This window comes from Aequorivita sp. Q41, from assembly GCF_039831855.1.
Classification (GTDB): domain Bacteria; phylum Bacteroidota; class Bacteroidia; order Flavobacteriales; family Flavobacteriaceae; genus Aequorivita.
The window spans coordinates 287,100-299,863 of record NZ_JBDPMS010000002.1 but is presented as its reverse complement, the minus strand read 5'-3'; the positions used below and the strand labels follow the sequence as shown (position 1 = coordinate 299,863).

Sequence of the window (12,764 nt, the reverse complement as noted above, 5' to 3'; positions counted from 1 at the left end):
GTGTTGCATTAAACCATTCTCTTATATCGCAGTCCTATTATTAAGTTGCGCACTTAAAAATGGTTGAAGAAAAAGAATTGGTAGCGGCATTACAGACTGAAACGGAAAAGGAATCCGCTTTCAGAGAACTTGTTTCTCAATACAAGGAACGCCTTTATTGGCAAATTCGAAATATGGTTTTGGATCATGCTGATGCTGATGATGTGCTTCAGAATACCTTTATAAAAATATTTAGAAACATCAATTCCTTTAAAAGTGAAAGTAAGCTGCATACGTGGATGTACCGAATTGCAGCAAATGAATCCATTACTTTTCTCAACAAAAAAGCAAAACGCAACAATATTTCAATAGACAATGTAAAAGATAATGCGGTACGCAAATTAGAGAGTGATGTTTATTTTGAAGGGAATACTATTCAGCTTCAATTTCAAAAAGCAATTGCAACACTACCCGAAAGACAGCGGTTAATTTTTACAATGAAATATTTTGAAGATCATACTTTCGAAGAGCTGTCTGCTATATTGGAAACTTCTGTAGGCGGTTTAAAGAGCAGCTATCACATTGCAGTAAAGAAAATTACAGAATATATAAAAACACAAGATGAAACTCTTTAAGGAATTTAGAGTCATAGTTTGGAAATGAAAAAACAGAAAAAAAATACAGGTTTTATTACTCCCGAAAATTATTTCGAGAATTTTGACGCACAACTTTTAGGAAAAATCAAAGCAAATAATCTTCCTAAAGTTACTGGTTTTAAAACGCCTGAAAATTATTTTGAAGGTTTAGAAGAAAATATTTTAAAAACCTTAAAAGAAGAAGAAAAACCTACGAAGGTTATTTCATTATTTCCAAAAAAGTATTTTGGCTATGCCGCCGCAATTGCAGCTAGTTTGGTTATTGGCTTTGTAACCTTTAACGCTACGAATACTACCAACTCTAACCTTGACACCCTACAATTGGCAGCTATTGACACCTATATTGAAGAAGGTAATTTAAATATTGACCTCTATGAACTTACTTCTTATATAGATGATGAAGATATTACAGATTTAAATTTAAAAAACCAACAATTTTCAGAGGTTACATTGAAAGACTATCTCCTAGAAAATGTTGATGAAGAAACTTTAATAACCGAATAATGAAAAAATTACTTTTTTTACTTTTAGTATGTACCGTTGCGGCCCAAGCACAGGATGGAAAGCATGAAAAGATTAAGGCACTCAAAACAGCTTATATTACTGAGAAGTTAGCATTAACATCTTCAGAAGCTGAAAGGTTTTGGCCTATTTATAATGAATTTGACGATAAATTTCATGAGTTACGAAAAAAAGAAAAAAATGAAATTTTTTCTAAACTACGTGCAGGCCTAGATAATCTAAGTGAAGCGGAAGCAAATACACTTATTGATAAAAGTTTTTCTATACAAACAGAAGAATTAGAATTACGTAAGCAAATGATTAAAGCCCTAAGAAAGGTTATATCTCCCAAAAAAATAATTATCCTAAAAAAAACGGAAGATGATTTTAAAAGAGAGCTTTTAGCACGGTATCGGCAAAACAAAAATGAAAAAGGAAATAGATAAAAAAAGCCCCAAATTGGGGCTTTTTTTATCTATATGAGAATGCCTATTATTTAGCACCCCATTCTTTTAACGACTTCTCATTTAAAGCTACATAATCTGTATTCCCAGCTGTTTTAGCTAATTCTAATGATTTTTTCGCAGCCTCAATAGCTCCTTTTTTATCACCCGCTTTAGCATAAATCAAAGATTTTTGACGTAGTTGCCAGAAAGCAGGCTCTTTGTTCATATCAATCGCTTTATCAATCCATGTTTTAGCCTGATTAATGTCTTTGCCAGACTCTAAATAGTAAACAGCCGAGGCATAGTAATCAGCTGCGCTAGGACCATTCATCGTTTTTTCAATTCCAGCTGTAACTGCTTTATCTGTAAAAAACTTAATTGGCACGCCTACATAAGATTTCTCCCACATCATACCTAATACAACAGAATCATTTGTTAAATCATCAAGAGACATTGTAAAAGTTTCAATATCAATCGGTAATGGATATGCAGCAACAGTCACTTTTGCTGCAACTTTCGATTCATCCCAATTTTCTGGAGTTCCCCAGCTTGATGCATCACTATAAAAATATACATCCCAGCTAGAAGCACTTGGTGTTGTATAAACCGCATAAGTACCTGCTTTTAGGGTCTTACCCCCAATTTCAACCCCATCACTAAATGTAATTTTTGTACTTGCATTCGCGCCAGTACGCCACATTTTATCATAAGGCACTAAAGCTCCAAAAATAGCTCTACCCTTCATAGAAGGACGTGAATATTCAAGAGTAACATCTGTTAAACCTACTTTTTGCTCTATTTTTTGAAAAGGGCTTGCTTGAGGAGTTTGTACTTGAGCCTGAATACTAACTGTTAGCATCAAGGCAGAAAAAAGTAAAATAATCTTTTTCATTGTAATGGTTTTAAGGTGTGTATATATCCTACGAAAATACAATAAGCGATATTTTTAATAGTTAAGAAAAGCTTAAATATGTTAACTATATTAACCTTTACTAGTACTGCAAACTAAAGCTATACGTATTACAATCGATAATTGTTAATTTTTTGTTTAATCTTTTTTTGATTTACTAAAACAAACTAATTTTAAAGAAAAAAGATACATTATGTTAAGTTTATTAAGAAAAATACTCCGGTTAAGACTTGAAAATAAGTCTGTTGAAGCTAAAACCTACAGGCTTTTACGTATGAATAAGAAACTTTCAATTAAGCAAAGCAAATAGCAAGTAATTTGGCAGAAAAAATTACTATTTTTTGGTTTCGAAGAGATTTAAGGTTAACTGACAATGTCGGGTTTTTTAATGCGCTTCATGGAAAACATCCTGTGCTTCCTATATTCATTTTCGATACAGAAATAGTAAATGAACTTCCAAAAGACGATTTACGCATTACTTTCATTTTTGAAACGCTTCAAAAAATGCGCGCTGAATTAAAGAAGTATGGAAGTAGTATTGCAGTGTATCAAGGCAAAGTTGAACAAGTATTTGAAAACGTTTTAGCTGAATTTAATGTTCAAAATGTATTAACAAATCACGATTACGAACCCTATGCAAAAGCACGGGATAAGAATATTGAAAAGCTTCTTTCACGAAAAAATATCGGTTTCACAACCTATAAAGATCAGGTGATTTTTGAAAAAAATGAAGTTGTAAAAGACAATGGTGCCCCTTACCTTGTTTACACTCCCTATATGAAAGTATGGAAGAAAAAATTTATTTCAGAATATCAAGAAGAAAAATTCAACACTAAATCGCATTTTGATAAACTTTATAAAAATTTAAAACTTCCTAATCTTTCTTTAAGTGATATTGGTTTTAAAAAATCAAAAATTAGAGTTCCTAGTTTTGATGTTTCTTTAACTACAATTAAAAATTACGAAGCTAAAAGAAATTTTCCAGCGGAAGATGCTACAACACATCTAGGAACTCACCTTCGTTTTGGGACAGTGAGTATTCGACAGATGATAAAAAAAGCGACTTCTGAGACAAATGAGCTATTTTGGCAAGAATTAATTTGGAGGGAATTTTTTATGCAAATTCTTTGGCATTTCCCCGAGACAGTGAAAAATGCATTTAAAAAAAAGTACGACCGTATAAAATGGCGTAACAACGAGGAAGAATTTCAAATTTGGAAAGAAGGAAAAACAGGTTACCCCCTTGTTGATGCTGGCATGCGACAGCTAAACGAAACTGGATTTATGCATAATAGAGTACGAATGCTAGTGGCAAGTTTTTTATGTAAGCACCTTTTGATTGATTGGCGTTGGGGTGAGGCTTATTTTGCTGAAAAATTAAGCGATTATGAAATGGCTAGTAATGTTGGTAACTGGCAATGGGCAGCAGGATGTGGTGTTGATGCCGCACCTTATTTTCGTATTTTTAACCCAACTATTCAAATTGAAAAGTTTGATAAAGAATATACATACATAAAAAAATGGGTGCCTGAATATGGAAGCAGTACCTATCCAAATAAAATGGTAGCTCATAAAGAAGCGCGTGAACGCTGCCTAAATATTTACAAAGCTGCTTTGTCCTAAATATCAAAAGATCTTTATAGCCTTGTTAAATAAAATGTAAATAAAGTGTAATTTTATTTTGTTCTATACAATTTTGCTACTCTTGCACAGTTAAAAGAACACACTCTAATAAAACCAACACTATGAAGAAAATTTTAATACTGATCTTTCCGCTATTTCTATTTTCGTTGAACGCAACAGCACAAGACTCAATTCAAGTTATAAAAAACTCACTTAACGACCAACTGACTGAAACCTTTGAGAAAAGCAATAGTTATCAGGAATATAAGGTTATTAAAAAAGTAAAATTAGCCACTTTAAAAAGAAATATTTTAGATACAGTTGCGGCTTTAGAAAAAAACATTAATTCTCAAGAAGAAGCATTAGGAATAAGAAATAAGGAAATTGATTCACTTCGAAAAAACTTAAATGATACAAAGCAAAATCTTGCTATATCAAAAGAAAAAGAAGACGGTATTCTCTTCTTCGGAACCTTAGTGTCAAAGGTTACCTACAATACGATAATGTGGGGTATTATTATTGTCTTATTAGCCATTAGTGGATTTTTATTCTACCGTTTTTTAAATAGCCATAAAATTACAAACGCAGCACAGTTAAAAATGGCTGAGATGGAGATAGAATTAGAAGATTACCGTCGAAATAGCCTGGAGCGTGAACAAAAGTTACGTAGAAAACTTCAAGATGAAATAAATAAAAACCGAAAAGGGTAAAGTACTTACGGTTCTGTTCTTGTAATTTTTGCGCCTATTGCTCGAAGTCTTTCGTCTATATTCTCATAACCACGATCAATCTGTTCTATATTATGAATGGTACTAACGCCTTGGGCGGAAAGTGCTGCAATCAACAGTGAAATTCCTGCGCGAATATCTGGAGAAACCATCGTTGTAGCCTTTAAATTTGATTGAAAATTATGCCCAATTACAGTAGCTCTATGTGGATCGCAAAGAATAATCTTCGCTCCCATATCAATTAACTTATCTACAAAGAACAAACGGCTTTCAAACATTTTTTGATGAATAAGTACACTTCCTTTTGCTTGAGTACAAACCACAAGTACAATACTTAAAAGGTCTGGTGTAAAACCAGGCCAAGGTGCATCTGCAACTGTAAGTATCGATCCGTCTATATAGCCTTGTATTTCGTATTCTTTTTGTAACGGAATATGAATATCGTCTCCTTTTTTATTGAGCGTAATACCAAGTTTTCTAAAAGTATCTGGAATAATACCAAGGTTTTCCCAACTAACATTTTTAATTGTTATTTCACTTTTAGTCATAGCTGCAAGTCCAATCCAGCTACCAATTTCAATCATATCAGGCAAAATGCGGTGTGTGCATCCTTTTAAATCTGCAACCCCTTCAATAACCAATAAATTTGAACCAACCCCGTTAATATTGGCCCCCATAGCATTTAGCATTTTACAAAGTTGCTGAATATAGGGCTCACATGCTGCGTTATAAATTGTAGTCGTTCCTTTCGCTAAAACTGCCGCCATTACGATGTTGGCAGTTCCAGTTACCGAAGCTTGGTCTAAAAGCATATAGGCACCCTTTAAACCATTGGGTGCTTCCACTCCATAAAAACGTTCTTCTTTATTGTAGCGAAATTTTGCGCCAAGATTTATAAACCCTTCAAAATGGGTATCTAATCTTCTTCTCCCAATTTTATCACCCCCAGGTCTAGGGATATACCCTTTGCCAAACCTTGCCAATAAGGGCCCCACAATCATTATTGAACCACGAAGGGAGCTTCCCTCCTGCTTAAAAAGTTCTGATTCTAGGTATTCTAGGTTAATTTCATCCGCTGTAAAGGCGAATTTTCCTTTTCCTAATTTTTGAATCTTTACGCCAAGATTTTCTAATATTTTTATCAATTTATTGACGTCAAGAATATCCGGAATGTTTTCTATAACTACTTTTTCCGGTGTCAATAATACAGCGCAAAGAATTTGCAAGGCTTCGTTTTTGGCACCTTGTGGTGTAATTTCACCTTTAAGTCTATGCCCGCCTTCAATTTGAAAAGTTCCCATAAATAACGGTTGAAAAGTTTATTAACGCTTACGGTTGTTGTTGCGGTTGTTGTTTGATTTGTAATTTTTTTTCGAAGAATTATTGGTGTTAAAACGTTTTTTGCTTTTTAACAAGTTGGACGCATCACTTAAATCTTCATCGCTGTTTTTAAGATTGATTTTTCCATCTGAAAGCTCAAAAAGATGTGCAAAAATCACATCATCTTCTACGGTATCTTTATTCCAGTTAAGGAAGCATTTTTTCATGTGGTTAGCAATCGTAAGGACAAGCCCCTCTTTTTTATCACCTTCTTCCCAATTATTGGCAACATCAATCATTCTTTTAATATTATTTCCGTAAAAACGATATTTTGGATGATTCTGAGGATATTCTAAGGGTTCAGGACGCTCCATAAGCTCTTCTCTGGAAGGTATGGGGAAAGGAGAATCTACGTCCAATTTAAAATCTGAAATAATAAAAAGTTGATCCCAAAGCATTGGTTGAAAATCTGGCACATCACGAAGATGGGGATTTAGATTCCCCATAACAGCTATAATGCCTTTGGCAATTTTGTTGCGTTCTTGCTTGTCTTCAGTGGCAATGGCGTGATCTACCATTTTTTGAATATGGCGTCCATATTCAGGAATAATTAATTTTGAGCGTTCTGTATTGTACTCTATCTGGGCTACTTCTTGTATCAAATTGTTGTTGTTAAGGGAAGATTTATTTTATTCGGAAAGATTGAAAATCATTTCACACGCAAAATACTAAAAATTATAGTGAAATTACACCTTCAATGTTGGAAACTTCAAGATATTTTTTTACAACAGCATCTGGAGATTCCATAGTAACTTTTATTGAAACACTTGTGTAAGTGCCTTTTGCCGAATCTCGGGTGTTAATTTCAGCATCAGTCTTATCGAAAATAGCAGCTATTTCGGCAATTTTCTCAAGACTGGCGGGGACTATAAACTTAAACAGGTATGGCGAAGGCCATGTAGTGTCCTCTGCTAGTTGATTTTTTAAACGTTCGTAAAATTCGGTGGTGTTTTTATCTTGCTTCATCAATAAATATTAGCATCTAAGCAACAAATATACACTTTCACCACAAATATTTATTTACTTACTTTGTACAAAAGTATAATTTTGGACACAAAAAGAATTGTAATCACCGGCGGGCCAGGTTCAGGAAAAACAGCATTGATAAATTTTCTGGAAAAAAAAGGCTATCAAGTGATGCATGAAATATCAAGAGATGTGATTCTTGAAGCTCAAAAAGAAGGTATTGAACAATTATTTTTAGAAAACCCCATCCTTTTTAGTGAGAAATTATTAAATGGTAGGTTAAAACAATTTCAGGACGGAGAAAGCTGTAAAAAACCCATTCTTTTTTATGACCGTGGCATGCCAGATGTCACGGCTTATATGGATTTTGTAAAAACGGAGTATTCAGATATTTTTTCTAAAACCTGCTTTGAAAATAAATACGATGCAATCTTCGTGCTTCCTCCGTGGGAAGACATATACCATCAAGATAATGAACGTTATGAATCCTTTGATCAGGCAAAAGAAATTTTTCAATTCTTAAAAAACGGCTATGAAAAATTCGGATATACAATTAACGAAGTACCACTTGGATCGATTCCAGAACGTGTAGCTTTCATATTAAACAAACTCAAGCTATAATTTGAAAAATGCAAACGAAATCTTAACCAAATACTGGGGTTATACTTCCTACAAACCAATGCAGGAAGCTATTATCGCATCGGTATTAAATGGTAAAGATACCGTAGCACTTTTACCTACTGGAGGAGGGAAATCGTTGTGTTTTCAGGTTCCCGCTATGACAATGGAAGGAATTTGCATCGTTGTTTCCCCATTAGTTGCGTTGATGGACGATCAAGTAAATGCCTTAAAAGAAAAAGGAATTAAAGCATTAAAATTAACCGGCGGCATTGGCTTTGATGAATTAAACACACTTTTAGACAACGCCCTTTACGGAAATTACAAATTTCTCTACCTCTCTCCCGAAAGGTTACAACAAGAAATAGTTCAAAATTATATTCGACAGATGAACGTTAATTTGATTGCGGTTGATGAAGCACACTGTATCTCGCAATGGGGAAATGATTTTCGTCCTACTTATAGAAATATTACAGTACTTCGGGAAATCCACCCCCTAGTTCCAATAATTGCACTTACTGCTACGGCAACTTCAGAAGTATTAGACGATACCATTTCTGAATTACGGATGGAACTTCCTGCTGTTTTTAAAAATTCTTTTGTCCGTGAAAACCTATCGTATCAGGTTTTTAAAGTTGATGATAAACTATATAAAACCGAACAATTACTTAAAAACAATTCAGGCTCTGCCATTGTATATGTAAGAAGTAGAAAAAGTACAATCGAAATTAGCAACCAACTTAATAGCTTAGGTATTTCTGCAACTTTTTATCACGGTGGAATTTCAGCCAAGGAAAAAGCACAAAAATTACACTCTTGGAGAAGCGGCACAACTTCTACCATGGTTGCAACAAACGCTTTTGGAATGGGCATTGATCACCCTAATGTGCGTTTTGTAATTCACCTACAAATACCTGAAAGTCTTGAAGGTTATTTTCAAGAGGCAGGACGCGCAGGACGTGATGACGAATCTGCCGTTGCTATACTTTTATATAATGAGTACGACAAAATATATGTAAAACAACAATTTGTGGATTCAATCCCAAAAACCTCCGATTTAAAAAAGATTTATAGAACGCTAAACAATTATTTTCAAATTTCATATGGGGAAGGCGAATTTACCAAGCATAACTTTGGCTTTTCAGAATTTTGCAAAGTATATGCGCTCAATGCAATGCTCACCTACAATGCTCTCAATAGCTTAGACCGTTTGGGTGTTATTCAACTATCGCAGGAATTTGGTAGAAAATCCATGCTTCAATTTTTAATTTCATCAGAAAAAATACTTGCATATTTTGGCAATGATATTGCCACTTCTGTTATTGGAAAAACCATTTTAAGAATTTATGGTGGTATTTTTGAAATGCCCACTTCTATAAACCTTGATTTAATTGCAGCAAAAACTGGACAATCCATCGAAACCATAATAAACGTTTTAAAAAAAATGGAACGAGACCAAGTTGTTGAAATGAATTTGCAAACAACCGACGCCACACTTACGTTTCTTGTGCCAAGAGAAGATGATAAAACGATAAATATAATCTCCCGTGAAGTGGAAGCTTTAAACCGAAAAAAATTAGTTCAGGTTAATTCGGTTCTCAAGTATATAGAAAATTCCAAGACTTGCCGAAGCATCCAATTGGTTACTTATTTTGATGAAACTACTGCAACAAAGTGTGGTATTTGTTCCGTTTGCAAGCCACAAATTGCTAGACTTACAAAAGCAGAAACTCGAGAACTTGCAAAGAAAATACTGGCATTACTGGAAGGAGAAGATTTAAACTCACGAGAAATTTCAGAAAAACTTACTTTTGCTGAAGAAAATATTTTGCCGGTAATTCGGCTATTAATGGAGGCCGAAAAGATACAAAGCAATCCAAAAAATCAATATTATTTAAATTAAAAAAAATTGAAAGATCTAAATATAGTGTTTATGGGAACCCCTGGCTTTGCAGTCGGAGTTTTAAAGAAAATGGTGGAAGCCGGAAAAAATATTGTTGGGGTAATTACGGCACCCGATAAACCCGCAGGCCGTGGCAGAAAATTAATGGCTTCAGCAGTAAAAGAATACGCCCTTTCTCAAAATTTGAAAATCCTACAACCTACAAATTTAAAAAACGAAGCTTTTTTAGAAGAGTTAAAGAAATTAAATGCTAATCTTCAAGTTGTTGTTGCTTTTAGAATGCTTCCAAAGGTAGTTTGGCAAATGCCCGAATACGGTACATTCAACCTCCATGCCTCATTACTTCCACACTATCGTGGAGCCGCTCCAATTAACTGGGCGATAATAAATAATGAAGTAAAAACGGGGGTCACTACTTTTTTTATTGATGAAAAAATTGATACTGGTTCAATAATTAGTAGTAAAGAAGTTTTAATTGCAAGTCGAGAAACTGCTGCAACGCTTCACGATACGTTAATGGATACTGGAAGCCAGCTTGTAGTAGATACATTGAAATTAATTGAAACAGGAAATGTTACTCCAAAACCACAGCCAATAAACAATACCTTAAAGGAAGCCCCAAAATTAACTCCTGAAAACACACGTATCGATTGGAAAAAAAGTGGAGAAACTATTGATGCTTTTATTCGCGGCCTCTCTCCTTACCCTGCTGCATGGTCTATGCTCTACAATGCTAATGAAGAATTAAAAACTAAGGTTTATACAGCTACTTTTGAAAAAATGGAGCATGATTTTAAACCTGGAACGATTCAAACTTCAAAAAAAGAACTAAAAGTCGCTTGTTTAGATGGTTATATACTACTTGAAGAAATTCAACTTCCTGGGAAAAGAAAAATGGAGGTTGCTTCACTTTTAAACGGTTATACATTTAGTGAAGATTCTAAACTATCGTAAACCCCTGTCAGCATTGATTTCGCTAAAATTCCATTAATTTCGCTCCAGTTTATTAACAAACAGTCTAAGTTATTAACAAAATCAGTGATTTACTGCGTGGTTACTTGCCTGAACGGATATTCCTGTTAAATTTGTAGAGCAATTAATCGAAGTTTAACCAACAATTTAATTTAAAAAATTATGAACAAATCAGATTTAATCGATGCAATGGCAGCTGATGCCGGAATTACAAAAGCTGCTGCTAAGAAATCTTTAGAGTCATTCTTAGGCAACGTTGAAAAATCCCTTAAAAAAGGCAACAGAGTATCTCTAGTAGGTTTCGGATCTTGGTCAGTATCTAAAAGAGCTGCAAGAGAAGGTAGAAACCCACAAACTGGGAAAACTATTAAAATTGCTGCTAAAAATGTAGTAAAGTTCAAAGCAGGTTCAGATTTACAAAACAGCGTAAACTAATTGTAAACAATATTTTACAACATTAAAGTCCTTCTTATCATTTATTTGGAAAGAAGGATTTTTTATTCCCTAAAACTTCAAAATATATAATATTTTAGCTTTTTAGCTGCATTTAATTCAATTTCAATAGGTATTTCGCTATTTTTTGGTATTTTTAAGAATATTGTATATATTTAAAAATCCTCTATACCTAAAGAACCTCTATGACTACCTTAAAACCAGCCAAAGGCCTATTATTAGTCGCGGAACCTTCCATTATTGGAGATATTTCTTTTAATAGATCCGTTGTACTTTTAGCAGAGTATAACACAAACGGTTTCGTTGGCTTTATCCTCAACAAACCCCTAGAATATAGACTTCGGGATTTTGTGCCAGAAGTAAATTCAAAACTACCCGTCTATAATGGCGGCCCAGTGGAACAAGACAACCTCTATTTTATTCATTGTATACCAGAAATTATTCCGGATAGTATCGAAATATCAAACGGTATTTATTGGGGGGGAGACTTTAATGCTATCATTGATTTGCTAAAAGAAGACAAGTTAAAGAAAGATCAAATACGCTTTTTTCTAGGGTATTCTGGCTGGGAAAGTCAACAACTTGAGCAGGAATTACAAGTAAATAGTTGGGTTGTGGCGCCAAATAATTATAACAACAGCATCATCGGAAAAACCAATATAAATTTTTGGAAAGAAAAAATGATTGAATTTGGGGGCGATTATGTCCTCTGGTCAAACGCACCAGAAAACCCCAGTTACAATTAACTCATTCTAGCTTTTAAATTTAGTTTTGGCAATAAGGAATTTGAAACAATAGTGTCAAATTCTTTTTTACGATATTTTGTAATAGGAATAATTCCTTGAACTGCATTTGTAATAAATAGTTCATCTGCTTTTTGAAGCTCAAAAGGAGATATTGAAGCTTCTTCAAGTGAAAATTCTGGAAGTTCTTTTACAATAGCTATTAGTTGTTTCCGTAAAATCCCATTCATACAGCCTTCTGCCAAAGGAGGGGTTTTAATTGTACTCCCTGAAACCAAGAATACATTCCCGTTAAGTGCTTCAATAACTTGTTTGTTTTCATTTAGCAACAAGCAATTTTGATACTCATTTTCTGTGGCATAAATACTTCCTAAAATATTAATAAGCCTATTATTGGTTTTTAATGTTGAAAGCAAACCACGAGGTACATAATGATCTTTAAAAAGCTCAACTTCATAAAAAGTCTCTATTATTGTATAAAATGGAGTATTAAGTTTTTCAAAAGAAATTATATATTCAATATCATTAGTGACGGGGGTGTATTTTCCTCCTGTTTTACGCCAAACTAGAAGTTTTATTCGATATGCACCCTGTTTAGCCCCTGTAGAACTAATGGTTTTATTTATTTCGGCCTCAAGGAATTCCATGGTAAAATTCATTGGAATTTCCATTCTAAGAATTCGCATTGAAGCCATTAATCGAAAATAATGATCTTCCCAGAAATATATTTTTCCGCCAGAAAATCGAATGGTTTCAAATACAGCATCGCCATAATTTAACCCGCGATTATCAATAGCGAGTGCTGCTTTTTTGTTTTCCGTTAAAGAGCCATTAATATTTACCATAAAAAAACCGTCTTTTTTTTAAGACGGTTCAAATATACTAT

At 33.9% G+C, this 12,764-nt stretch carries 15 protein-coding genes; 10 read left to right on the top strand and 5 right to left on the bottom strand.

Annotated elements, in window-relative coordinates:
• Window positions 1-59 precede the first annotated feature (59 nt).
• From ABJ955_RS10820 to ABJ955_RS10810, 3 genes are read left to right on the top strand one after another with little or no spacing between them, the layout of a single operon-like run.
• On the top strand, window positions 60-614 hold the full coding sequence (locus ABJ955_RS10820; RefSeq protein ID WP_347374639.1) for a sigma-70 family RNA polymerase sigma factor: 555 nt from the start codon (window positions 60-62) through the stop codon (window positions 612-614).
• A gap of 24 nt (window positions 615-638) precedes the next feature.
• Window positions 639-1,139 (top strand): hypothetical protein, encoded by a 501-nt coding sequence (locus ABJ955_RS10815; protein WP_347374638.1) that lies wholly within the window; start codon window positions 639-641, stop codon window positions 1,137-1,139.
• The gene (locus tag ABJ955_RS10810; protein WP_347374637.1) at window positions 1,139-1,582 is read left to right on the top strand and encodes a sensor of ECF-type sigma factor; all 444 of its coding nucleotides are present in this window, start codon (window positions 1,139-1,141) and stop codon (window positions 1,580-1,582) included. Before ABJ955_RS10815 ends, ABJ955_RS10810 begins: the two co-directional genes overlap by 1 nt.
• Window positions 1,583-1,628: 46 nt before the next feature.
• On the opposite strand, the gene ABJ955_RS10805 is transcribed toward ABJ955_RS10810, so the two are convergent.
• Window positions 1,629-2,474 (bottom strand): DUF2911 domain-containing protein, encoded by an 846-nt coding sequence (locus ABJ955_RS10805; RefSeq protein ID WP_347374636.1) that lies wholly within the window; start codon window positions 2,472-2,474, stop codon window positions 1,629-1,631.
• A gap of 336 nt (window positions 2,475-2,810) precedes the next feature.
• On the opposite strand from ABJ955_RS10805, the gene ABJ955_RS10800 reads away from it, so the two are divergent.
• Both ABJ955_RS10800 and ABJ955_RS10795 read left to right on the top strand, forming a co-directional pair.
• Window positions 2,811-4,115, top strand: coding sequence for a deoxyribodipyrimidine photo-lyase (locus ABJ955_RS10800; protein WP_347374635.1), 1,305 nt, complete (start codon window positions 2,811-2,813; stop codon window positions 4,113-4,115).
• A 122-nt stretch (window positions 4,116-4,237) separates the two neighbouring features.
• Complete coding sequence (locus ABJ955_RS10795; protein ID WP_347374634.1) at window positions 4,238-4,825, top strand: tRNA (guanine-N1)-methyltransferase; 588 nt, start codon at window positions 4,238-4,240, stop codon at window positions 4,823-4,825.
• 5 nt (window positions 4,826-4,830) lie between these two features.
• Here ABJ955_RS10795 and murA read toward each other — a convergent pair whose 3' ends face one another.
• From murA to ABJ955_RS10780, 3 genes are all read right to left on the bottom strand, one after another.
• Complete coding sequence (gene murA, locus ABJ955_RS10790; protein WP_347374633.1) at window positions 4,831-6,144, bottom strand: UDP-N-acetylglucosamine 1-carboxyvinyltransferase; 1,314 nt, start codon at window positions 6,142-6,144, stop codon at window positions 4,831-4,833.
• Window positions 6,145-6,165: 21 nt separating this feature from the next.
• A complete protein-coding gene (locus ABJ955_RS10785; protein WP_347374632.1) occupies window positions 6,166-6,825 on the bottom strand; it encodes a DUF4290 domain-containing protein in 660 nt (219 codons plus the stop codon).
• A 73-nt stretch (window positions 6,826-6,898) separates the two neighbouring features.
• Window positions 6,899-7,189, bottom strand: coding sequence for a DUF493 family protein (locus tag ABJ955_RS10780; RefSeq protein WP_347374631.1), 291 nt, complete (start codon window positions 7,187-7,189; stop codon window positions 6,899-6,901).
• Between the two features lie 81 nt (window positions 7,190-7,270).
• Between ABJ955_RS10780 and ABJ955_RS10775 the strand changes: the two genes are divergently transcribed.
• The 5 genes from ABJ955_RS10775 (at window position 7,271) to ABJ955_RS10755 (ending at window position 11,881) form a co-directional block, all read left to right on the top strand.
• Window positions 7,271-7,810, top strand: a complete 540-nt coding sequence (locus ABJ955_RS10775; RefSeq protein ID WP_347374630.1) for an ATP-binding protein — start codon at window positions 7,271-7,273, stop codon at window positions 7,808-7,810.
• A gap of 1 nt (window position 7,811) precedes the next feature.
• On the top strand, window positions 7,812-9,710 hold the full coding sequence (locus tag ABJ955_RS10770; protein WP_347374629.1) for a RecQ family ATP-dependent DNA helicase: 1,899 nt from the start codon (window positions 7,812-7,814) through the stop codon (window positions 9,708-9,710).
• Window positions 9,711-9,716: 6 nt separating this feature from the next.
• Window positions 9,717-10,664 (top strand): methionyl-tRNA formyltransferase, encoded by a 948-nt coding sequence (gene fmt / locus ABJ955_RS10765; protein WP_347374628.1) that lies wholly within the window; start codon window positions 9,717-9,719, stop codon window positions 10,662-10,664.
• A 180-nt stretch (window positions 10,665-10,844) separates the two neighbouring features.
• Window positions 10,845-11,117 (top strand): HU family DNA-binding protein, encoded by a 273-nt coding sequence (locus ABJ955_RS10760; RefSeq protein WP_347374627.1) that lies wholly within the window; start codon window positions 10,845-10,847, stop codon window positions 11,115-11,117.
• 203 nt (window positions 11,118-11,320) lie between these two features.
• Window positions 11,321-11,881, top strand: a complete 561-nt coding sequence (locus ABJ955_RS10755; protein ID WP_347374626.1) for a YqgE/AlgH family protein — start codon at window positions 11,321-11,323, stop codon at window positions 11,879-11,881.
• Here the strand turns inward: ABJ955_RS10755 and ABJ955_RS10750 are convergent.
• The gene (locus tag ABJ955_RS10750; RefSeq protein WP_347374625.1) at window positions 11,878-12,723 is read right to left on the bottom strand and encodes an aminotransferase class IV; all 846 of its coding nucleotides are present in this window, start codon (window positions 12,721-12,723) and stop codon (window positions 11,878-11,880) included. The two genes, ABJ955_RS10755 and ABJ955_RS10750, sit on opposite strands and share 4 nt — an antisense overlap.
• Between the last annotated feature and the right edge of the window lie 41 nt (window positions 12,724-12,764).

What these genes read in the sequence shown, in the direction of transcription:
- ABJ955_RS10820 (WP_347374639.1), top strand. Translation starts at nt 60, where the DNA reads ATGGTTGAAGAAAAAGAATTGGTAGCGGCATTACAGACTGAAACGGAA.
- ABJ955_RS10815 (WP_347374638.1), top strand. Translation starts at nt 639, where the DNA reads ATGAAAAAACAGAAAAAAAATACAGGTTTTATTACTCCCGAAAATTAT.
- ABJ955_RS10810 (WP_347374637.1), top strand. Translation starts at nt 1,139, where the DNA reads ATGAAAAAATTACTTTTTTTACTTTTAGTATGTACCGTTGCGGCCCAA.
- ABJ955_RS10805 (WP_347374636.1), bottom strand. Translation starts at nt 2,474, where the DNA reads ATGAAAAAGATTATTTTACTTTTTTCTGCCTTGATGCTAACAGTTAGT.
- ABJ955_RS10795 (WP_347374634.1), top strand. Translation starts at nt 4,238, where the DNA reads ATGAAGAAAATTTTAATACTGATCTTTCCGCTATTTCTATTTTCGTTG.
- murA (WP_347374633.1), bottom strand. Translation starts at nt 6,144, where the DNA reads ATGGGAACTTTTCAAATTGAAGGCGGGCATAGACTTAAAGGTGAAATT.
- ABJ955_RS10780 (WP_347374631.1), bottom strand. Translation starts at nt 7,189, where the DNA reads ATGAAGCAAGATAAAAACACCACCGAATTTTACGAACGTTTAAAAAAT.
- ABJ955_RS10760 (WP_347374627.1), top strand. Translation starts at nt 10,845, where the DNA reads ATGAACAAATCAGATTTAATCGATGCAATGGCAGCTGATGCCGGAATT.
- ABJ955_RS10755 (WP_347374626.1), top strand. Translation starts at nt 11,321, where the DNA reads ATGACTACCTTAAAACCAGCCAAAGGCCTATTATTAGTCGCGGAACCT.
- ABJ955_RS10750 (WP_347374625.1), bottom strand. Translation starts at nt 12,723, where the DNA reads ATGGTAAATATTAATGGCTCTTTAACGGAAAACAAAAAAGCAGCACTC.